This window comes from Burkholderia sp. GbtcB21, assembly GCF_019091065.1.
Classification (GTDB): Bacteria; Pseudomonadota; Gammaproteobacteria; order Burkholderiales; family Burkholderiaceae; genus Burkholderia; species Burkholderia pyrrocinia_C.
In genome coordinates this window covers 1-20,785 of sequence record NZ_JAGXKA010000035.1, presented here as the reverse complement: position 1 = coordinate 20,785, position 20,785 = coordinate 1, and the positions used below count along the sequence as shown (strand labels likewise).

The 20,785-nt window shown below is 63.4% G+C and carries 13 protein-coding genes and 2 pseudogenes; 11 read left to right on the top strand and 4 right to left on the bottom strand.

Annotated features, from left to right (window positions below; all coding sequences use genetic code 11):
- Positions 1 to 78: 78 nt before the first annotated feature.
- The 4 genes and pseudogenes from KVT39_RS35460 to KVT39_RS35445 all read left to right on the top strand — a co-directional run.
- Positions 79 to 609: pseudogene (locus KVT39_RS35460) on the top strand (transposase); the annotation flags it as partial.
- A gap of 585 nt (positions 610 to 1,194) precedes the next feature.
- Positions 1,195 to 2,418 (top strand): efflux RND transporter periplasmic adaptor subunit, encoded by a 1,224-nt coding sequence (locus KVT39_RS35455; RefSeq protein ID WP_254640768.1) that lies wholly within the window; start codon positions 1,195 to 1,197, stop codon positions 2,416 to 2,418.
- 10 nt (positions 2,419 to 2,428) lie between these two features.
- A complete protein-coding gene (locus KVT39_RS35450; protein WP_217591295.1) occupies positions 2,429 to 5,629 on the top strand; it encodes an efflux RND transporter permease subunit in 3,201 nt (1,066 codons plus the stop codon).
- Positions 5,626 to 7,092 (top strand): efflux transporter outer membrane subunit, encoded by a 1,467-nt coding sequence (locus tag KVT39_RS35445; RefSeq protein ID WP_217591294.1) that lies wholly within the window; start codon positions 5,626 to 5,628, stop codon positions 7,090 to 7,092. Before KVT39_RS35450 ends, KVT39_RS35445 begins: the two co-directional genes overlap by 4 nt.
- Before the next feature lie 130 nt (positions 7,093 to 7,222).
- Here the strand turns inward: KVT39_RS35445 and KVT39_RS35440 are convergent, their stop codons facing one another.
- The gene (locus tag KVT39_RS35440; protein WP_368858962.1) at positions 7,223 to 7,414 is read right to left on the bottom strand and encodes a winged helix-turn-helix domain-containing protein; all 192 of its coding nucleotides are present in this window, start codon (positions 7,412 to 7,414) and stop codon (positions 7,223 to 7,225) included.
- Between KVT39_RS35440 and KVT39_RS35435 the strand changes: the two genes are divergently transcribed.
- From KVT39_RS35435 to KVT39_RS35425, 3 genes are all read left to right on the top strand, one after another.
- Positions 7,397 to 8,227, top strand: coding sequence for an autotransporter outer membrane beta-barrel domain-containing protein (locus KVT39_RS35435; protein WP_217591293.1), 831 nt, complete (start codon positions 7,397 to 7,399; stop codon positions 8,225 to 8,227). The two genes, KVT39_RS35440 and KVT39_RS35435, sit on opposite strands and share 18 nt — an antisense overlap.
- 216 nt (positions 8,228 to 8,443) lie before the next feature.
- Positions 8,444 to 8,944, top strand: coding sequence for a transposase (locus KVT39_RS35430; RefSeq protein WP_217591292.1), 501 nt, complete (start codon positions 8,444 to 8,446; stop codon positions 8,942 to 8,944).
- A gap of 184 nt (positions 8,945 to 9,128) precedes the next feature.
- On the top strand, positions 9,129 to 12,722 hold the full coding sequence (locus KVT39_RS35425) for a transporter substrate-binding domain-containing protein (RefSeq protein ID WP_217591291.1): 3,594 nt from the start codon (positions 9,129 to 9,131) through the stop codon (positions 12,720 to 12,722).
- Between the two features lie 69 nt (positions 12,723 to 12,791).
- On the opposite strand, the gene KVT39_RS35420 is transcribed toward KVT39_RS35425, so the two are convergent.
- Positions 12,792 to 13,397 carry a response regulator gene (locus KVT39_RS35420; RefSeq protein WP_368858961.1) on the bottom strand — a complete coding sequence of 202 codons (606 nt, stop codon included), beginning with the start codon at positions 13,395 to 13,397 and terminating at the stop codon, positions 12,792 to 12,794.
- 382 nt (positions 13,398 to 13,779) lie between these two features.
- On the opposite strand from KVT39_RS35420, the gene KVT39_RS35415 reads away from it, so the two are divergent.
- Both KVT39_RS35415 and KVT39_RS35410 read left to right on the top strand, forming a co-directional pair.
- Positions 13,780 to 14,499, top strand: coding sequence for a MipA/OmpV family protein (locus tag KVT39_RS35415; protein ID WP_254640767.1), 720 nt, complete (start codon positions 13,780 to 13,782; stop codon positions 14,497 to 14,499).
- 294 nt (positions 14,500 to 14,793) lie between these two features.
- Positions 14,794 to 16,284: a sodium:alanine symporter family protein gene (locus KVT39_RS35410; RefSeq protein ID WP_217591288.1), complete on the top strand. Its 1,491-nt coding sequence runs from the start codon at positions 14,794 to 14,796 to the stop codon at positions 16,282 to 16,284.
- A gap of 8 nt (positions 16,285 to 16,292) precedes the next feature.
- On the opposite strand, the pseudogene KVT39_RS35405 reads toward KVT39_RS35410, so the two are convergent.
- A pseudogene (locus KVT39_RS35405) lies at positions 16,293 to 17,050 on the bottom strand (IS5 family transposase).
- A gap of 303 nt (positions 17,051 to 17,353) precedes the next feature.
- On the opposite strand from KVT39_RS35405, the gene KVT39_RS35400 reads away from it, so the two are divergent.
- Both KVT39_RS35400 and KVT39_RS35395 read left to right on the top strand, forming a co-directional pair.
- Positions 17,354 to 17,857, top strand: a complete 504-nt coding sequence (locus tag KVT39_RS35400) for a Clp protease N-terminal domain-containing protein (protein WP_217591287.1) — start codon at positions 17,354 to 17,356, stop codon at positions 17,855 to 17,857.
- A gap of 655 nt (positions 17,858 to 18,512) precedes the next feature.
- Positions 18,513 to 18,947: a glycine zipper family protein gene (locus tag KVT39_RS35395; RefSeq protein ID WP_254640769.1), complete on the top strand. Its 435-nt coding sequence runs from the start codon at positions 18,513 to 18,515 to the stop codon at positions 18,945 to 18,947.
- Between the two features lie 537 nt (positions 18,948 to 19,484).
- On the opposite strand, the gene KVT39_RS35390 is transcribed toward KVT39_RS35395, so the two are convergent.
- A complete protein-coding gene (locus tag KVT39_RS35390) occupies positions 19,485 to 20,441 on the bottom strand; it encodes an IS5 family transposase (RefSeq protein ID WP_217591286.1) in 957 nt (318 codons plus the stop codon).
- Positions 20,442 to 20,785: the final 344 nt, after the last annotated feature.

Here is a 20,785-nt window from a genome sequence, read left to right as displayed (position 1 = left end):
CTACTGCGGCGCCGTCGTATAAAAAACTGGGGAAAATTACTTCGACGAAAGTGGGGAGTATCTATCCGACGCTGACACGAGGTGATCGATCGGGCACGGGTGGATCAGGCCAATCCCCTGCGACATGACAAGCCGGCCCGCAAGGTCCTGAAGTCCAGTCGCTGGCTGCTGCTGCGCAACCGTCATAACCTGAAGCCAGAACAGGCCGTGCATCTGAAGGAATTGCTGGCCGCCAATCAGTCGCTGTTATGCGTCTATGTGTTGCGCGACGAACTCAAACGGCTCTGGTTCTACCGCAAGCCAGCCTGGGCGGAAAAGGCTTGGGGGCAATGGATCGAACAGGCTCAGCAAAGCGGGATCGCAGCCCTGCAGAAGTTCGCCCAGCGCTTGCAGGGTTACTGGCACGGAATCGTGGCCCGCTGCCGCCATCCGCTCAATACCAGTGTCGTCGAAGGGATCAACAACACCATCAAGGTCATCAAGCGTCGTGCTTACGGGTGCCGCGACGAGGAGTACTTCTTCCTCAAGCTTCGAGATGTTGTCCTTGGCGATCAGGTGGTATTGCAACGCGATGAGAATGACCCCGAGCGCACCGCAAAACAAGGCTGATGCGAATCGGCGGGCAGTTCGTGGCGTCGCTCCGAGTGCGCCGGTCAATGCGTCGATATTCGACGTCGCGGCATTCGGTGCATTCATGCTCATTGCGAGCAGTGCTGCGGAAACGAGCAGCATCAGCGCTGCCCGCTGCGACGGAACGACATTGGTAACCTGAATCGAGCGGCTTGCCCGCGTTTTCCGAACGAATCTGGGAATTTTCCGGTGCTGATCGTGCCGCCGCGAATGCACAATTGCATTCGCTTTTACCTTGCGTGAGCAATCGACTGCCACTGCCGCAATCTGATGTAGTGCGCGTCGGATGGCTGAACGAAGCGGGCGTGGCGTGGCGCTTCGATGCTCTCGCATGCGGGCCGGCTTTTGCGGCACGCGGGCCATCCCGGCACGCTGCTTCCGGGCACATCCCGTTTCGCGTGCCGGACAGTGCCCCGGCGCATTTCAATGCGCCGCCGTGGCACGATGAAATTCGCGGCGTTCGGCCCTGACGGATACCGACTTTCGACTTGCTCGTCGAGACGAACTCCGCAGAGCTGGAACATATTCGCGGATTTCATCCTGATAATTAAATGAGGAATACTAATGATGGATTCCGGCCCGGTCGCTGACGGCAAGCGCCCGAAGCATCCAGTCGGCACGACGCCGCTTGTGGCTGCGTTCGTCGCGGCAACACTCACGTTCGCCGGCTGCAAGCCGGCGGGCATTCCCCCCGCAACTGGACCCGTGCAGATCTCCGCTCGGAACGTCGTGGAGCACACGGCGCCCGCAGTGATGGAGTTCGTCGGGCAAACCGAGAGCGGGCACGAAGTCGAGATCCGCGCTCGCGTATCGGGATTCATCGTCAAGCGGAACTACGTCGAGGGCGCGTCGGTCAAGACGGGCCAGGTGCTGTTCGAGATCGATCGCGAGCCGTTCCAGGTGCAGGTCAATGCGGCCAAGGCCGAACTGGCCCAGCAAGAGGCAAGGCTTGCGCGTGCCAAGGCCAATCTCGCCCGCGTGCAGCCCCTCGCCGAGCGGAGCGCGCTCAGCGCGAAGGACCTCGACGACGCCGTCGCGAACGAGCACGAAGCGGCGGCGGCTGTGGATCGCGCGAAGGCGAACCTGGCTGCAAGGCAGCTCGACCTTTCGTATACCTACGTGCGTTCGCCCGTCGACGGCATGGCCAGTGCCGCGAGCCAGATGGAAGGCACGTACGTGAGTGCGCAGAACAGCCAGTTGACGACGGTGTCGTCGATGGACCGGATGCGCGTGAATTTCAGCGTGTCGGAAAACCAGCTTCTTCAGTTGCAGCGTGCCCGCGATTCGGGCCGCCTTGCGGTACCGCACGACGGCCAGTACGAGGTCGAGATCACGCTGAGCGACGGGACGATCTATCCGGAGCGGGGCCGCATTACGTTCACGGATCCGACCTACAGCCAGCAGACCGGCACGTTCCTCGTCCGCGCGGAAATGCCTAACCCGAAGCGGATGCTGCGTCCCGGCCAGTTCGTGCGAGTGAGCGTGATCGGTGCGTCATTCCCCGCGGCGATCGCCGTGCCGCAGCGTGCGGTGATGCGCGGGCCGAAGGGCGACTTCGTCTACGTCGTCATTTCGGCGCCACGCGGCGCCGACGGGAAGGCGGCGTTCAAGGCGGAACAGCGTCCGGTCAAGCTGAGCGACACGGTCGGTGACGACTGGCTGATCAGCGAGGGACTTCACGCGGGCGACAATGTGGTCGTCGACGGCGCGCTCAAGCTGAGCGCGGGCGCCCCGGTTGCGATTTCCAGGCAGTTGCCGTCGCAAGCGCCGGCCGCCGGCACGCACTGACGGGGGACGCATGCTAGCTGCTTTTTGCGTGAAGCGCCCCGTATTCGCGGTTGTGCTGTCGCTCGTCATCGTGATCGGCGGCCTCGTCGCGATGTTCAATCTGCCGATCGCGCAGTATCCGGAATTGAGCCCGCCGCAGGTGACTGTGACGGCGACCTATCCGGGCGCGGATTCGCAGACGGTGGCTGAGACGGTCGCCGCGCCGATCGAGACGCAGGTGAACGGCGTCGACAACATGATCTACATGCAGTCGACCAGTTCGCCGACGGGCCAGATGACGCTGAACGTCTTTTTCGACACCGGCACGGATCCCGACATCGCGCAGGTCCAGGTGCAGAACCGCGTGAACCTCGCGCTCGCGCAGTTGCCGCAGGCGGTCCAGCAAAACGGGATCAACGTGCAGAAGCGCTCGTCGAGCATCCTGATGCTGATTGCGGTCTCGTCGCCGGACGGCCGCTACGACCAGCAGTACGTCGGCAACTATGCGAATCTTTACGTGCTCGACGCGATCAAGCGCGTGCCCGGCGCGAACCAGGCGCAAATCATGGGCAACGCGGATAAGGCCATGCGCATCTGGCTCAAGCCTGACCGGATGGCCGCGCTCGGCATTACCGCGACCGACGTGCAGAATGCGGTGGCGAGCCACAACCAGCAATACGGCGCGGGGAGCATCGGGCAGACACCGAGCCCGAAAGGGCAAGTGCTCAGCTTTCCGATCGTGACGCCGGGGCGCCTCGCGAAACCCGAGGATTTCGACAACATCATCATCCGCGCCGCAAAGCATGACGTCGCCGCGGTGCGCATTCGCGACATCGGCCACGCCGAAGTCGGCCTGAACAACTACGGGCTACGCTCGTCGCTCAACGGCAAGCCCGCGACGCTGATCGCCGTGTACCAGCAACCGGGATCGAACGCGTTGCAAGTGGTGAAGGGCGTTCGTGCCGAGCTCGAGAAGATGGAGCCGACGCTGCCGCAAGGGATCGCGACGAAGGTATCGCTCGATACCACGAAGTTCGTGCAGGCATCGATCGGCGAGGTCGTTCACACGCTGATCGAAGCCGTGGTGCTGGACGTCGCGGTGGTGTACCTGTTCCTGCAAAGCTGGCGCGCGACCGTGATTCCGGTTCTCGCGGTGTTTGTCTCCGTCATTGGCACGTTCGCGGGACTGCTCGCGCTCGGCTTCTCGATTAACCTGCTCACGTTGTTCGCACTCGTTCTGGCGATCGGAATCGTCGTCGACGACGCGATCGTCGTCGACGAGAACGTCGAGCGCAACATGCACGAATTCGGCCTGTCGCCGAAAGACGCGACATTACGGGCGATGGAGGAGGTGACAGGCCCGGTGATCGCGATCGTCCTCGTGCTTTCGGCCGTCTTCATTCCGGTCGCGTTCGTCAGCGGCACGACGGGCATGCTCTACAAGCAGTTCGCACTGACGCTCGTGGTGTCGGTGACGATCTCCGGCATCGTCGCGCTGACGCTGTCGCCGGCGCTCGCGGCCCTACTGCTGAAGCCCGCGCACGGCAAGCCGTGGCGCCTGTTCGCGTGGTTCAACGCGATGTTCGAGCGGCTCACCTGCCGCTACACGTCGGCGGTGCGCGTGGTCATGCGCCGCGCCGCGCTGTCGATCGTGCTGTGCGGCGCGATGCTCGTCGCGGTGTGGGGCCTCTTCGCGCACATCCCGGGCAGCTTCGTGCCGAAGGAGGACCAAGGCTATGCACTGTCCGGAATCTTCATGCCCGACGCCGCGAGCCTCGAGCGGTCCGAGAAGACGACCGAACAGGTCGCGGAAATGTTCAGGCAGCACCAGGCCGTCGAGGACGCGTCGGCACTTGCCGGCTACAGCTTCATCGACGGTCAGTTCAAGACCAATGCGGGGACGGTGTTCGTCGGGTTGAAGGACTTCGATGAACGCGTCGGCAGCCTGGAACTGTCGATCCTTGGCGTGATGCGCAAGCTCGTACCGAAGTTGCGCGGCATCGAGGAGGCCATCGCGGTGCCCGTCATGCCGCCGTCGATTCCGGGGCTCGGCACACAGGGCGGTTTTGAATTCTGGGTGCAGAATCGCGGCAACGGGACGGCGGCGCAGCTTGAGGCGACGACGCGCGAGTTCATCAAGGCGGCATCGAAGCGCCCTGAACTCGCGAGCCTGATGACGACGATCAAGTCGTCGTCGCGCCAGCTGCGCGTGGAGGCCGACACCGACAAGGCGGCGGCGCTCGGCGTGCCGATCGCGCAGGTGTACGGCGCGCTGCAGACGCTGTTCGGATCGCTGTATGTGAGCCAGTACACGCTCGACAGCCGTGTGTGGCAGGTGATCCTGCAGGCGGAGCCGCAATACCGCGAGCGCGTGCAGGATCTTCAGAACCTCTACGTGCGCCAGGGCGACGGCAAGATGGTGCCGGTCGCCGGCCTCGTGAAGGTGTCGTACGTGAGCGGCCCGGATCTCGAGACGCGCTTCAACGGCTTTCCGGCTGCGAAGGTGACGGGTGGTGCGGCGTCCGGTTACAGCTCGGGCCAGGCGCTTGCCGCGATGGAGGAAGTGGCGCGTGCTACCTTGCCGGCCGGCTACGCGTTCGAGTGGAGTGGACAATCATTCGAAGAGAAGAAGGCCGGCAATACGACTGTCGCCGTGTTCGCGTTCGGCATCCTGATGGTGTTCCTGATCCTGGCGGCCCAATACGAATCGTGGTCGCTGCCGTTGTCGATCCTGACGGCGATTCCGTTTGCGATCTTCGGTGCACTCCTCGCGATCTGGCTGCGCGGACTCGAGAACGATGTCTATTTCCAGATCGGACTCGTCACGCTGGTGGGGCTCGCTGCGAAGAACGCGATCCTGATCGTCGAATTCGCGGTGGTCAAGCGCAGGGAAGGGAAGAGCCCGCTTGAAGCGGCAGTCGAAGCGGCGCGGCTGCGGTTGAGGCCGATCGTGATGACGTCGCTCGCATTCATTCTCGGTGCGGTTCCGCTCGCGATCGCGTATGGCGCGGGGGCGAACTCGCGACATTCGATCGGCACCGGGATCATCGGCGGGATGATCGCGGCGACGACGCTGGCGCTGTTGTTCGTGCCGCTGTTCTTCCATTTGATCGCGTCAACGGCCGAGCGCCTCGGCGGCAGGCGCGGCAAGACCGACCGGGCCGGCTCCGGCGACGCACAGCCGGCGGCAGGGCACGCGCCCGTTCGAATCGACGAAGGAGAGGCGCAATGAAGCGGATCAGCATGACTCTGGCCGTGTTGTCGATCGCACTAGCCGGCTGTGCGATCGGCCCCGACTACAAGCGTCCCGTCACGGCCGCACCGCAGGCATACCGGCATGCGGAGACGGCTGACGCGTTCGTCGATCACGACGGCGCGTGGTGGCTGGGCTTCGGCGATCCGGTGCTCGCTTCGCTCGTCGAGGAGGCGATGCGCAGCAACTACGACGCACGCATCGCGGCGGCACGTATCGAACAGTTCAGCGGCCAGGTGCAGGCGACGCGCGCCGGCTTGTTCCCGAGCGTCGGGGCGTCTTCCGCGGCGAACCGAGAGAAGCGCTCGTTGTTCGCGGGCACGCCGCTCGAGGGCTTCGACGGCCCGAACGACCGGTTCCAGGTGCAAGGCGGCGTGAACTGGGAAATCGATCTGTGGGGCAGGATTCGCCGGCAGACCGAAGCGGCGAAGGCGGACCTGTGGGCGGCCGAGTATGCGCGGCGCGGGATCGCGCTGTCGTTGGCGGCGAGCGTCGCGCAAGGCTACTTCACGCTGCGCGGACTCGACGCGCAGCTCGAGATCGCACAGCGGACGCTCGATGCGCGCGGGCATGCGCTCGATATCTTCACGCTGCGCCGCGCGCACGGCGTCATCTCGGACATGGAGCTGAGCCAGGCGCAAGACGACTACTTCGCGACGCAAGCGGCGATTCCGCCGTTGCGCGCGAACATTGTCCGGATCGAAAACGCGCTGTCTGTGCTGCTCGGCCGCGAACCAGGGCCGATCGAGCGGGGGAGGGCGATCTCGCTCATGACGCTGCCGCCTCTTGCGGCCGATCCGCCGATCAACCTGTTGAACCGGCGCCCCGACCTGCTGCGGGCGGAACAGGGCGCGGTCGCGGCCAATGCGTTGTTCGGCGCGGCACAGACGCTCCATCTTCCGTCGCTCAGCCTGTCGGGTTTCATCGGGCAGGCGGCGGGCGGTACCGGTGCGCTCTGGCATGGCGCTTCGCAGATTTGGGGGATTTCGGCCGGCCTGTCGCAGCCGATATTCCAGGGTGGCGCGATTCGCGGCCAGGTACGCATCGCGCGTTCGCAACGGGAGCAGGCGCTGCTCGCGTACCAGGGTGCGATGCTCAAGGCCATTGCCGAAGTCGACGACGCGCTCGTCGGTGCGCAGCAATCGGCGGCGCGCCTGGGCAGCCTGAACAGCCAGAAGGACGCGCTTGCCGTCTACGCGGATCAGGCGAGTGCGCGTTACGAAAGCGGGTATTCGAGCTTTCTCGAAGTGACTAACGCACAGGAGAAACTGTTCAACGCGCAGCTTACGGACGTTCAGGGGCGCGTCGATCTGCTGAACGCGTATGTCGCGCTTTACAAGGCGCTTGGCGGTGGCTGGGCGTCCGTGCCGCACGACGTGCGGCAGGCGGGCGAGATGTCCGTCATGCCGCCGGAGACGAACGCGGCCGGAAAGCGCGGGTGAACGCATGCAGTCATTCCAGGCATGGGACAGCGAATCATGTCGATCGGTCATTTGATGAACCTGGTTGCCGCCAAGGTAAATCACATTGCAGATAGTTTGTAAGACTGACAGTAGACGGGGGGGAAGTCGATCAGCTCCACAACGGATCGGTCTCGGCGTCGAGGAAATACCCGACTCCGCGCTTTGTGCGCAACAGTGTGGGCTTGGTGGGATCGACTTCCAGTTTGCGTCGCAACCGCAGGATCTGCACGTCGATTGCACGATCGTATCGGGCGCTGTGGACGGCATTGACGGTGCGGCATAGGTGCGCGTCGCGCGGCAAACCTCGTCACAGACCAGCGACGGTCGTGACGTAAGTGCCAATGAACGCATATTCCATGCAGGCGCGGATGTCTTGCGTTTCAGCGACGGCGGCAAAGGCAGTGTGCGTGTCGGGGTAATGGGCATGTACGCCAGCAACACGAACTGGTCGACCCGTCAGTTGTGGAATCCGCTTGCGGGCAGCTACGCGTCGGCAACGGCCCGCGGCAGCGTGTCCGGCTACAACGGTGGCCTGTACGCCACGTGGTACGGCGACCGGGACATCCTGTCGGGGCCGTATTTGGACGCGTGGCTGACATACGGGACGTACAGCAATAGCGTGGGCGGGAGCCTCGCGACGGATTCGTATCACTCGCAGACGGTAACGGGGTCGCTCGAGACCGGCTATTCGTTCAGGATCTACGACGGGCACGATGCAAGGGTCTACGTCGAACCGCAGGCACAGCTTGTGTATTCGCATTACCGCGCAGGCGAGCACGGCGCGCCGGGGGGACTGATCGGCGCGCAGATCAATAACGGCGTGCTGACGCGCCTGGGCGCTCGGTTGCATGGCTCGACGTCCCGGGGCACCGGTCGTGAGATGCGCCCGTTCGCGGAGATGAATTGGTGGCACGGGCCCGCAACGCCTTCCGTGAACGTGGATGGAAATGTATTCAGCCAGGGGCTGCCGCGCAACCGGATGGAAGTCAAAACCGGCATGCAAGGGCAGGGCACGAAGAATCTGTCGGTGTCGGCAGCGGTGGGCATCCAGACGGACCTGGGTGACTACGCGGCGGTCCAGGGCCAGTTGAATGTCAAGTACAGCTGGCAGTGAGCCGGGCGGCGATGCTCCCACGTTTCCGCAAGGACCGCCCGACGTATGCCGCCGGCGACCAGTGTTCCGAAATAAAGCACTTCCCATCGAATTTCGGAAAATTCCCACTGCCTGGCCCCGTCCCCGCTTGCACAATCGTCAGCAAGCATTCTGGCGCACGCGCGTTGCATCGCCATCGCCGGGATACCGAAGATGCGGGATCAGGCAGGTGCAAGCATGAATATTGAGCAGATGAATGCAGGGTCGCTCCCGACGGGCAGCGCGGATGGCGATGCGAACAGGCGCGGGACTGACCTTGTGAGGCCGGCAGGGAAGTCGAAATCGAAGATCGTGTCGCTGGCGGTGCTCGATGCGCTGAGGCCCGAGGAATGGGGGCGCATCCATGCCTGCCTGCAGGAGGCAGAAGGTGGCCGGCCAGGGATGTCGCGCGGAAGGCCGCGCACGGACGCGCGCGCCGTGCTTGGCGGCGTGCTTTATGTGTTGCAAACCGGCTGCCCGTGGCCCCAGATGCCCGCCGATTACCCGCCGTACCAGACCTGTCACCGACGTTTCAAGCGATGGCGCGACGCAGGCGTGCTCGAACAGGCGCTGGCGATGCTGTATCGGGGAATGCATCACCACTTGCTGGCTGAAATCCGGCAACGCAAGAAGGTTCGGCGGCCGCGGCCCGAGACATCCGTCGCAGTCTCCCCGCCTGCGGCTCCCGAATACGTCTGAACATTGGCGTGTCGCACGCGGCCGATGTGCCGGGCAACGCGCGCTCGGCTATCATTTTTGACAGCGGCATTGCTCGCGCAATGCCGGGCACCACGTGTGCGTCCCCGGCCCGCTTCCGAATCGACTCAAACGTTTTGTCGACATCATGTCTTACCGTCTCCGGTGGTGCGCTGCCCTGCTTTTCATGGTGCTGTCGACGTCGATCGGCGGCCGAGCCGTGCTGGCGGCGGAGGGCGCCGTTCCGGCCGTAGTCGACATCAAGGTGCCCGTCACGCTGTCGCCCGATCAGAAGGCGTGGCTCGCGGCCCGCAGTGGCAGGATCAAGGTGGGCATCGTGTCGCACGGTCTCGAGCCGTTCGATATCGTCGATTCGCAGGGTCGTCATGACGGGATCAGCGCGTCGTACCTGAACATCGTTGAAAGGGCAACCGGCGCGAGCATCGACATCGTCCAGTACGGCAACGAGTCCGAACTTGGGGACGCCGTGCGCCACCACAAGGTCGATATCGGTGCGAGCATGCAACGGCATGGTGCCGATCCCGGTTTCGTCTACAGCGCACCGTATTTCACGAATCAGACCGTCGTCGCGAGCCGGCAAAAGGATTCGCTCTACGTGCCGGAGCGTGGCAGGGAAAACGAACGTGTGCTCGCATATGTACCGGACCTGATGCCCGCGGAGGAGGTGCGGCGCTTGTATCCCGAGATGACGGTCAAGCCGTTTCCGACGATGGAGAGCGCGCTCAATGCCGTCGCGTTCGGTCAGGCGGAAAGCTTCGTCGGCAATGCGACGGCCATCAACTATCTAATCGAGCAGCTCCAGCTGCTGAACGTCAGGATCACTGATTTCGCGCGATTCGACGCAGACGACTTCCGCTTTGCCGCGACCGCGCGGAACCGGGTCGTGATCGGCATGATCGACCAGATACTCGCGGCAATCCCCGCGAGCCGGAAGATGGCGATCCAGGTGAGATGGAGCGCCATCTCCAATCACTACGGAATCTACAACCTGACGCTGACGGACGAAGAGCGGAACTGGGTGGCAGCGCACCCGGTGGTGCGCTATGCGGTGCCGCGCGATTCACCGCCGTTCGTGTTCAGGACGTCCGACGGCGCAGCGGCAGGGCTTGCGGTCGATCTGCTGAAGGACATCGGCGAACTCACAGGGCTGACGTTCGAGCCGGTATTCGATCCTGCCGGCCTGAAGAGCGCCGAATTGCGGCTTGCCGTGCCGCGCTCGGACGCGGACATGGGCGGCTGGCAGTCGTCGGCGCCGTATGCGATGTCGCCGTGGGTGATCGTGACGCGCGTGGATACGGAGCGTGCAAACGGGCTCGCCTCGCTCGATGATCAACGGGTCGCGCTGGATACAGGCAATCCCGCCGCCGCAGAACTGGCGCGATTCGCGCCAAAGGCGCGCATCGTTGTCGCGGCCGATGTGTGGGCGGCCATGAGCGACGTGGCGGAGGGCCGCGCGACTGCGACCATTCAGAACATCGAAACCGCGAGCTACGTGATTCGCCAGAAGTATCGCGATCGGCTCGTGATCAGCCCGACCAACGGCGGCACGAATTTTCCGATCGGTTTCGCGGTACGTGATACGGCCGCGCCGCTGCTCACGCTTCTCGACAAGGGCGCTGCGCGCAACTCGCCGCTGCGCATGAACACGCTCAGGCAGAAATGGCAATCGGAGGGACTTCCTGAATCGATCTGGAGCGCTCGATTGCGCTACCTGCGTGTCGCATTGCTCGTGATGGTGTTGCTGGGCGCGGGGAGCATCGCCTGGATCTACATCCTGCGCAGGCAGATTCGCGCGCGCAGGCTGGCGGAGTCGAACCTGGAGGAGCAATTGGCGTTTCAGGTCAACCTGTTCGCTAGCCTGCCGTTGCCGTTCTGCGTGATCGACAGGGACGGCCGCTTCCTGGAGTGCAACGAAGCACTTGCGCGCGCTTACGACCGGACCCGCGATGCGTTGATCGGCCGCCGGATATTCGAACAGGACGTGTGCGCCGCCGATGATCTTGCCTGGATCGACGAGCGCCGCAGCCAGGTGATGCGTACCGGACGGCCGGTATTCGAGGATCGCTCGTGGCGACCGCTCGGGCGCAGCATGGATGCCTACTTCTGGTTTGCGCCGCTTCATGACCGCGCGGGCGCGGTTGTCGGCACGATGGGCGGCTGGATCGACATGACGCAGCGCGCGGAACTGGAGCGCGCGATGCAGCAGGCCAAGGACCGGGCGGAAGAGGCAAGCCTGGCGAAATCGACGTTTCTCGCGACGGTCAGTCACGAAATTCGTACACCGATGAATGCCGTCCTGGGTGTGCTTGAATTGCTGAAACAGTCGCCAGCCTCCGTCGATTCGCAGCGCGAATCGATCGAGGCGGCCTACGAATCGGCGAGCGGCCTGCGGACGTTGATCGCCGTCATTCTCGACCTGACGAAGATCGAGGCGGGCAAGATCGAGCTGGCCGCGGAGCCGTGTAATGTCGAAGCGGCGCTCCGCGGCATGGCGCGGATATTCGGCGGGCCCGCACGCCAGAAGAACGTCGAATTCGCAGTCGATATCGACAATCCGGAGCAACTCGGTGCGGTGGTCGACGCGCATCGATTCAGGCAGGTGGTCGGCAACCTGTTGTCGAACGCGGTGAAGTTTACCGAGAAGGGACGCATCGCGTTGCGCGCGAGCATCACGCGAACCGGTGAGAACCGGGTTCGTATCGACGTGACCGTGTCCGATACGGGAATCGGCATGACGGGTACGCAGCAAGCGCACCTGTTCGAGCCGTTCGTCCAGGCGGATCAATCGATCGGCATCCGATTCGGCGGCACCGGCCTCGGGCTGTCGATCTGCCGGTCGCTCGTCGACATGATGGGCGGCACGATCGAAGTCACGAGCGCGGCCGGCATCGGAACCACGGTGCGTTTGGCATTCGATGCACCGGCTGCGGTGGGGGGCGGCGTTACGCAACAGATCGACACCGTACCGCCGAACGCGTTTCTCGGCCATACGGCACTCATCGTCGACGATCATCCCGCCAATCGCCTGGTGCTGTGCCGGCAACTCGAATACCTGGGCTTTCGGGTCGAAGCGGCAGCGGACGGCGCGAGCGCGCTCGACGCGTGGTGGCGAGGATCCTTCGACGTGGTGGTCACCGATTGCCTGATGCCGGAGATGTCGGGCTATGAGCTGACGCAGCGTCTGCGTGCCGAAGAGGCGCGAAGCGGCATCGCCAGGACGCCGATCGTCGGCTACACCGCGAACATCCAACGCGACATGCTGGCTCACGCACGCAGCGCTGGCATGGACATGTGCCTGATGAAGCCGCTCGGCCTGACTGCGCTGGCCGCAAGGCTCGCCGCGCTCGGGCTGGAACAAGGCGAAGGCGCCGATGGCCGCGACGGAGCGGCGAGCCGGGCCGAAGCGACAGGGCTGATCGACATGGCCGTCGTCGACGGCATTTCGGCGGGGGATGCCGCGCACGAAAGCAAGCTTCTCGGGACCATCCTGGATGCGAACCGCGCCGATCTCGAACGCTTGCGGGGCGCCATCGAGCAAGGCGATCGTGCCGCGTTCGTGTCGATCGTCCACCATATGCGCAGTGCCATCCACCTGATCGGCGCACGTGCCGCGGTCCACGCTTGCAATGTCGCGGAAGCCGGTGTGCAGGACGGCGACGACGTTCCGCTCGCGACGCTCGGTCAGCCGGTGCTCGAGCACATCGAGGCGCTCGATCGCGAACTCGTCACGCTGTGCTCGGGCTACGTTCGTTCGGTGTGAAAGGTTGCGGCACGTGCGATGGCACGGGTGCGGCCGCACGACGAGGCGTGCGGTGCACGGCCACCGGCGTCAGAGCAGATCGTTCGCTTTCGCGAAAAGCGCGAGGTCGACGACGTTCGTGATCCCGAGCTTCGTCAGGATGCTGTTCTTGTGCGTGCTGACGGTCTTGTTGCTGATCGAGAGTGCATCTCCGATCTGCTTGTTGCTCCAGCCTCGCGCGAGGTACGTCAGGATGCAGACTTCGCGTTCGCTCAACAGGGAGATCGGGCCTTCGGCCGCGGCGGTGGACTTGATCGCGGGGAAGCAGTTGTAGCCGGAAAGCGTGGCCCTCACCGCGTTCAGGATCTGCGGGATGTCCTCGCATTTCTCGACGTAGCCGTTTGCGCCTGCCGCCTGGCAGCGCGTCGCGAATCGGGCGGCCTTTTGCGATGACACGACGAGAATTTTCACGTCGGCGTCCGCGTGCCGGATGGTCTCGATCAGGTTCAGGCCATCCAGCTCCGGCAGATCGAGATCGACGAGCAGCAGATCGGGCTTCAGCTCGCGATAGCGCTTCAGCGCAAGCTTGCCCGTCTCGGCGGTGCCGACGACCTTGAGCAGCGGATCACGCTCGAGGATGATCGTCAGCGCGAGAACCATGGCGGGATGATCGTCGATCAGCAGGACGCGGCTCACCGCCGCGGGACCCGATCCGGAGTGATGCGCATAGTGCGTCATAAGGGCGAGCGGGAGCGGCCGGAGTGGCGCTCATCAAAAAGCATTATTTTATCGCGATATGGTGTGCGGCGGCGGATCCGCAGCACGCGTTTTCGCAGCGTTGCGTGACGTCATCGGCACACGTGTCGCATCTTCCGAACGACTGCGATCGATCGGCCTCCGTTCGATCCGGACGGAGCCGCGCACGCGTGCGTCCCCTGCATCGGCATGCCACGCATATTCCGAATTTTCCGACTCCGTTTGTTATTTTTCCATCGTTCCGCCGGCGCGTGCGTCGCGACAATTCGCTTTGTCTAAACGTGGAATTGAAGGGCAACCAATGAAGTACATTCGGACAGCGATGCTGTTTTCCGTCAGCGCCGCTTTTGCGGCTTCGGCACATGCGGCAGGGACGCTTGGCCTGGGCGTCAACGTCTCACCCAAATACGAAGGCGGATCGGAATATCGCGTCTTGCCGCTGCCGATCCTGAAATACGAAAAGGGCTACTTCTTCGTGAACGACCTCTCGACCGGCGTGCGCTTCCCGTTGGGTGCCGGTTTTTCGACGGGCCTGATGGCGACGGTCGCCTTCGGCCGCGACGAGGGCGATGGGGATCGGCTGGCCGGGACCGACGACATCTCGACCACGGCGCTGCTGGGCGGATTCGTCGACTGGCAGCATGGCCCGTGGTCGGCGTCGGTCAAGGTGTTGCAGGCGACGCACAGCGGCTATGGGTTGACGGTGCGCGCGGGAGGCGCCTATACGGCGGCCCTTACGCAGAAGGACGTGTTGCGCGTCGGAATCGGTACGACGTGGGGCAACAACGGTCATATGAGTACCTACTTCGGTGTGACGGACGCAGAGGCGATCCGCAGCAACGGCAACCTGACGCCGTACTCCATATCGCACGGCTTCAAGAGCGTCGACGCAAACCTGGCGTGGATTCGCCATCTGAACAAGAACTGGAGCACCGTCGCCTCCGTGGGCGTCAAGTCGCTCGTGGGCGATGCCGCGGACAGCCCGATTGTCGAAAAGCGGACTGCGGTGGTATCCACGGCCGGGGTCACATACAGGTTCTAGCACCGTGCGATGAACGTCGCATCGGACATTCCGGCACGTCTTCATGAAGAACTCTCCAGTCGAGCGAGGCGAGCCGGTTCGCTTGACGGGATGGCCCATCACAATATCGCTGCGAGCATCAACCGCTTCCGGAATAGGGTTAATACAGATACCCGAATAGAATTCCGAGGCGTTAGGGTAATGTAAGTATTGTAACAATTCGGGTGCGGATCGAACGGGCAAGCGTGATTGCGCCATCGTGAATCCCGAATACCTGCAATGCGTTTGCTCAACTCGACTGTTCGGAACTGATCGATGAATCAACTGGTTGATACCGTCAACGGGATTGTCTGGAGTCCCGCGCTCATCTTCCTCTGCCTCGCGGCGGGGCTTTATTTCTCCGTGCGCACGCGCTTTGCGCAAGTTCGCCACTTCGTCGAGATGTTGCGCCTGATGCGCGCCGGCAAGGCATCCGATGCGGGCATTTCGTCGTTCCAGGCGCTGGCCCTGTCGTTGTCCGGACGCGTCGGCACCGGCAACATTGCGGGTGTCGCAACTGCAATCACGTTCGGCGGGCCGGGCGCGCTGCTGTGGATGTGGGTTGTCGCGTTTTTCGGTGCAAGTACCGCGTTCATCGAATCGACGCTGTCGCAGATCTACAAGGAGCGTCGCGACGGTCAGTACCGCGGGGGCCCTGCGTACTATATCGAGCGCGGGCTCGGGATGCGCTGGTACGCGGCGATCTTCGCGATCGCGACCGTGATTGCGTGCGGCCTGCTCCTGCCGGGCGTTCAGGCGAACGGCATCTCGGCGGCAGTCGAGAATTCGTTCGGCATCGCGAAGCCTGTCACGGGCGCCATCATCGTGCTGCTGCTCGGCCTTATCATCTTCGGCGGTGTGAAGCGCATCGCGCGTATCACGGAGATCGTCGTTCCCTTCATGGCGCTCGGCTATATCCTGATCGCGGGCGTCGTGATCGCACTGAATATCCAGCAATTGCCGGGCGTGATCGCGCTCGTGTTCAAGAGTGCGCTGGGCCTCGAAGCCGGCTTCGGCGCGGTACTCGGCCTTGCCGTCCAGTGGGGCGTGAAGCGCGGCGTGTATTCGAACGAAGCAGGCCAGGGAACAGGGCCGCACGCGTCCGCCGCGGCAGAGGTCAAGCACCCGGCGCAACAGGGGCTCGTGCAGGCGTTCTCGGTGTATGTCGACACGCTGTTCTTGTGCACGGCGACCGGCTTCATGATCCTGTTGAGCGGCGCGTACAACGTCGTTGCACGGACGGGCGACAAGCTGTTCTCCGGTGCCGCTGGTATCGAGGCGGGGCCGGGCTACACGCAGTTCGCTATCGAATCGGCCCTGCCTGGATTCGGCGCGGCGTTCGTGGCGCTCGCGCTGTTCTTCTTCGCATTCACCACGATCCTGGCGTATTACTACATCGCGGAAACCAACGTGGCCTATCTCAGCCGCGGGCGCAGCGCTACCGCCTGGACGTTCCTGTTGCGCGGCGGGATTCTCGTGGCGACGCTTTACGGCGCGGTCAAGAGCGCAAGCGTCGCCTGGGGGCTCGGCGATATCGGCGTGGGGCTGATGGCTTGGCTCAATCTCGTCGCGATCTTCCTGCTGCAGAAACCGGCGCTCAGTGCACTGCGCGATTTCGAGGCGCAAAAGCGCGCCGGAAAGCCGCTGACCTACGACCCGGCCGCACATGGCGTGACTAATGCCACCTTCTGGGAAGAGGGCGATAGCCGGCCCGCGGAAACGGGGATGAAACCGGCTGGTGCCGTCGCTCGCGAACGGCAATCTTAAAGGCCAGTTCAAACCGGCCGCTCAGTTCGACTGAAGATGATCCAGCAGACGAGTGAGCAGGCTGGTTTGAGGAATGCTTCATGAATGTCGGATCGGCGTTCGAAGCGAATGCGAAGACGACGGAAACCATGGAGCCATGAATGAGTCCGTTCGACGACCCGACGGCACCTGCCGAGGCCGCTGGCATGTTCGGTGCGGCGCCTGGCGATGGCCGGTCTGATGCCGCGCTCGCGGAGCCGGCGGCGATGCGAGTCGGAATCGTAGCCACGGTCGGCATAGATGACCTTGCGCTTGCGAAGCGGTCCGTCGCGAGTGCCGAGAATCGGCGGGATAGCGTCGACCAGCGGCAGCAGTTGCGTGACATCGTTGCGGTTCGCGCCGGTCAGGATCGTGCTGACAGGAACGCCGTTCGCGTCTACGAGGACGTGGTGCCTGGACCTGGTCGCGCGCGATCGGTGGGGTTTGGCCCGGTTTTTGGCCTGCCCCACGGGTCGCACGGACGATGAATCGACAGCCGCATATGAGAAATCGGGCTGGGCAGATTCGCGCAGCTTGTCGAGCAGCAGCCCCCGGCCTGCTGCCAGTCGTGCAACCGACGCCAGCAAGTCGCTCCAGAGCCGAAGCCCAGCCGGGTCGGCAGACGGTTCCATCGCATCCCGGTCTTCAACACGAGCAGGATGCCATTGAGTGCTGCACGGTCCGAGACCGGCAGGCGCCCAGGGTATCGCTTGCGCCGCGGTTTGGGCGGTGGAAGTAGCGGTTCGATCGGTGCTCACAGCTCGTCATCGATGATAGGTGCCGGCATTCCTGGATCCGTTGTTCAGGCATCCGAGGTTGACCGTTTCGTCGGAAAGTAATCAGCCCTTCCGGGTTCTTTTTGAACTGGTCTTTTAGCGAATCCTGAAGGCGATCCGTGCGCGGCGTGCTGTTCGACCAGGCGGTTTCCGTCGACGATGCGACCGCGCCGCGACGGCGCCGTGCATTCGACATTCAATGCCATGGGAGGCAAGGGAGCGGCGTTTCCCGACGATCCGTGCCGCCGATTCGATCACTTTGCTGGAGAACCAACATGATGCTTGTCGATTGCGCGCCCCTCATTGACCGCCTCAATGCATATACGAGGCGAGCGCTGGAGAACGGCATCGAGCTATGCGTCGTGTACGGGCACTACGACATTGCCGTCGAACATCTGCTTTTCCATCTGCTCGACGACGATCAGGCCGACATCCCGATGCTGCTGCACCGGCGGAACGTGGACGCAGCGCTCGTCAGAAACGCGATCGGCCGATCGCTCGAAACGAGGCGCGCCGGCAACGTGGGTCGGCCGGCGTTCTCGCCGCCGCTGTTCGATCTGTTACAGGACGCATGGTTGATCGCGTCGGTCAACCTGAATGAGGCGAATATCCGCTCAGGGGCCATCCTGCTTGCGCTTGTCGCACGTTGGAACTACTACTCGCTCGGCAATTGCGCACCCACGCTCGGCAGGCTCGATCGCAAGCTGATGCGCAGCGAGTTCCGGCAGATTTGCGACGTGTCGATCGAGGCCCGCGTGCATGCGTGCGGGGCGGGGTGAACGTTGCCGCATCCGTAGAACGTCGCGCCCGTCGCCGCCGTCCGGCGCAGCAACGCCGGTGGCGTAAAGCGCGGCCCATGCTCGGCCGCCAAGCGATCGCACGTATTCACGAACGCGGCAATGCCGATACCGTGGACGCTCTGGTGCAAATGGGCTGCTGGGATCGGTTAAAGCAGTGAGCCTGACGAACTGGTAGCCGATAGTGAGCAGGAGGAAAGGTCTGGAGAGGTGGTTCGATGGATGGCATTTTGATCGGGAAATCATTATTCCGTGTGTGCACTGGCACCTTCGATGCAAGCTCAGCCGGCGCGATCCAGTTGGGATGACGGCCGAACGGGGACTGTCGCTGGCGCCCACGACGATCATCCGTTGTGTGAGGCGTTTTACACCGCCGCGGGGAGAATCTACGACGTCCAATGCTTCACTTGGCCCATCGATGATGATTTCCGCTTCGTCCGGATCACCTCGATTCGCTTGGCCAGCGATTTCTTGAAGGAACAGTCAATTTTTCAGAACCGACTATTGCATGCTTATGAAACAATTTGAAGTGGGACGTCATGTGATTGGATTGATTAGGATGGAAGAGAGGCCAAACATGGAACCCGCACGACAGCGATCTTGGCCTGCACGCTCGGCAATTGGCCTCATCGCATTGATGATCGCTGGCGTTGCGTCTGCGCAGCAGCCGATTTTTTATCCCGCAAAGGAGCAGAGTGCGCAAAAGCAGCAGACCGATACGGCTGAATGCCAGGTATGGGCAAAGCAGACTACTGGCGTTGACCCGGTCGCCCTCGCGCAACGCTCGGCATCTCTGCCTGCTCCCCAGCCGCCGCAGGGTGGTCCCATAGTGGGCGCGGCAGGCGGAGCGGCCATGGGGGCCGCGATTGGTGCAATCGCCGGTGATGCGGGTAAGGGAGCGGCAATCGGTGCTGTCACGGGTACCGCCGGTGGCGGCATGCGCCGGCTTCGTCGCGAGCAGGCCGCCGCCCAGCAGCAGCAGGCGATGGAGAGCAGCACCGCGAGTCAGTTGTCGACGTTCACGCGCGCGGTAACCGCGTGCATGAACGGGCGAGGTTACACGAGCCAATAGTATCGGAGCAGAACGTTGATTTCGATGAGTCTGGCGAGCTGACAGGGCGGCAACCTGCGTGGATCTAGTGCGCAGATCTTCTGGCGGCTGGGATTGCGCTGGACCCGGGCCGAATCGAACGGGTCTGCGTGCACAACCCGAAATGTTGGCACGGCGCATCGGTGCGCATATGGGGTGTCTGGGGTTTGTCGAACAGGAAGTCCGGCCTGCAGTCGAATCGACAGACGAGGCCGAACCGCCACGCTCACGCCGGCACCGGCGGGTTGCACGGTCGAAACGAATGGATCGATGTCCTCGGCGGGACTTCTTGCGCGGTCGCGATGCACAAACACCGGCATCAGCGACCCTTCGATTTGCGCCCTGGGTATGCGCTTCTTCGCAGGCACCGCGAGCGGGGCAGAGATCGATCATCTGCATCCAGGCGGCTACGGAAAAGTCGTTGGTACCCGTCCGCGCATCGCTCAACTTCGAGGTTTTGATTCAGGTGTTGTTGCGTAATTCAAGCGTAAGGACGGCTTGATGCCTATGTACTTGATTTCAAGCAATGCGACCGGATTGCGGACGCGCGAGATTCGCCATGCGGTTCAGCACGCCCATACGAATGGCGATCTCAGTCGCCTGCGCGTCGGTGTGTCGTGCCCACATGCTGTTACCCGTGAGCGTCTTGAAGCGGTATATCGCGTTCTCGGCGAGCGAGCGCCGATGGTAGCCGCTGGCGTTCTTCCATTCGCGTCGGCCGGCTCGGGCAATCGCATCGACCGCATCGTTGCGCCACGTCGCGCCCGACGTGTTCGCGGACCAATGAGCGGCACCTTCGCGTGGCGGAATCGAGGGCATTGCACCGCGCGCGGCGATCGCGGCGTGGCACGCCTTGGAGTCGTAGGCTCCGTCACCGCCGACGACATCGAGTTGCTCACCGGCCGGGATCTGAGCAAGCAGCTCGGCCAGGACATCGCCGTCGGCAACATCCTGATGGGTCATCAGAGCGGCGCGTACCTGACCGGTGTTCGCGTCGAGCGTCAGATGCACCTTGCGCCACGTGCGCCGCTTCGAGTAGCCATGTTGGCGCACTTTCCATTCGCCTTCGCCGTAGACCTTCACGCCCGTGCTGTCGACCACCAGATGAATCGAGTCGCCGTCTCGGACGATCGGCAATTGGACCTCGAGCGTCTGCGCGCGACGGTTGAGCGTCGTGTAGTTCGGCACGGGCAGCGCGGCGAATGCCAAGTCGCGCACGCTTTGCGCGAAGCCTTGCAGCGCACGCAGCGGCAGGCGGAACACGGTCTTGAGACCCAGCAACACCTGGATCAGCGCGTCGCTGTAGAGGCGCGGGCGACCGCGCGCCGGCTCGAAGTCGGGTATGCACTCAAGTGCGGCTTCATCAATCCACATCGACACGTTGCCTCGATTGATCAGGCCGGTGTTGTAGGTCGACCAGTTCCTGACGCGGTAGCGGGCCTTCGGCTCGCTCGTCTTGCTCTTGTCCTTGCGCATCGTCTCGGCGGAAAAAATCGAGAATCTACGCAGCAACCCGAATTGTTAACAGGGGCACCGCCCCGGCTGTTGCGCGTAAACGTCAGGCCGCCGCGCGAACCGCCGGATTAATTGCCAGTCGGCTGTTTCATTGCGTTGCGAGCAGTAGCGCAGCGATGCATCGAACGCCGGGAATTCGTCGCCATCCGGCACCCAATCCGGATCATTCATACGATTTCTGGCAAAGCGCATCACATACAATTTTCAGAATGCGCTCCACACACCGCTTAGGGAATCACTGATTAATAGGCGATCACGCGAGGTTATCGACGACGCGGGCGTGGCAAGGCTGAATGCCGAAGCGA

What these genes read in the sequence shown, in the direction of transcription:
- KVT39_RS35450 (WP_217591295.1), top strand. Translation starts at nt 2,429, where the DNA reads ATGCTAGCTGCTTTTTGCGTGAAGCGCCCCGTATTCGCGGTTGTGCTG.
- KVT39_RS35455 (WP_254640768.1), top strand. Translation starts at nt 1,195, where the DNA reads ATGATGGATTCCGGCCCGGTCGCTGACGGCAAGCGCCCGAAGCATCCA.
- KVT39_RS35430 (WP_217591292.1), top strand. Translation starts at nt 8,444, where the DNA reads ATGAATATTGAGCAGATGAATGCAGGGTCGCTCCCGACGGGCAGCGCG.
- KVT39_RS35410 (WP_217591288.1), top strand. Translation starts at nt 14,794, where the DNA reads ATGAATCAACTGGTTGATACCGTCAACGGGATTGTCTGGAGTCCCGCG.
- KVT39_RS35445 (WP_217591294.1), top strand. Translation starts at nt 5,626, where the DNA reads ATGAAGCGGATCAGCATGACTCTGGCCGTGTTGTCGATCGCACTAGCC.
- KVT39_RS35425 (WP_217591291.1), top strand. Translation starts at nt 9,129, where the DNA reads ATGGTGCTGTCGACGTCGATCGGCGGCCGAGCCGTGCTGGCGGCGGAG.
- KVT39_RS35390 (WP_217591286.1), bottom strand. Translation starts at nt 20,441, where the DNA reads ATGCGCAAGGACAAGAGCAAGACGAGCGAGCCGAAGGCCCGCTACCGC.
- KVT39_RS35395 (WP_254640769.1), top strand. Translation starts at nt 18,513, where the DNA reads ATGATCGCTGGCGTTGCGTCTGCGCAGCAGCCGATTTTTTATCCCGCA.
- KVT39_RS35415 (WP_254640767.1), top strand. Translation starts at nt 13,780, where the DNA reads ATGCTGTTTTCCGTCAGCGCCGCTTTTGCGGCTTCGGCACATGCGGCA.
- KVT39_RS35400 (WP_217591287.1), top strand. Translation starts at nt 17,354, where the DNA reads ATGATGCTTGTCGATTGCGCGCCCCTCATTGACCGCCTCAATGCATAT.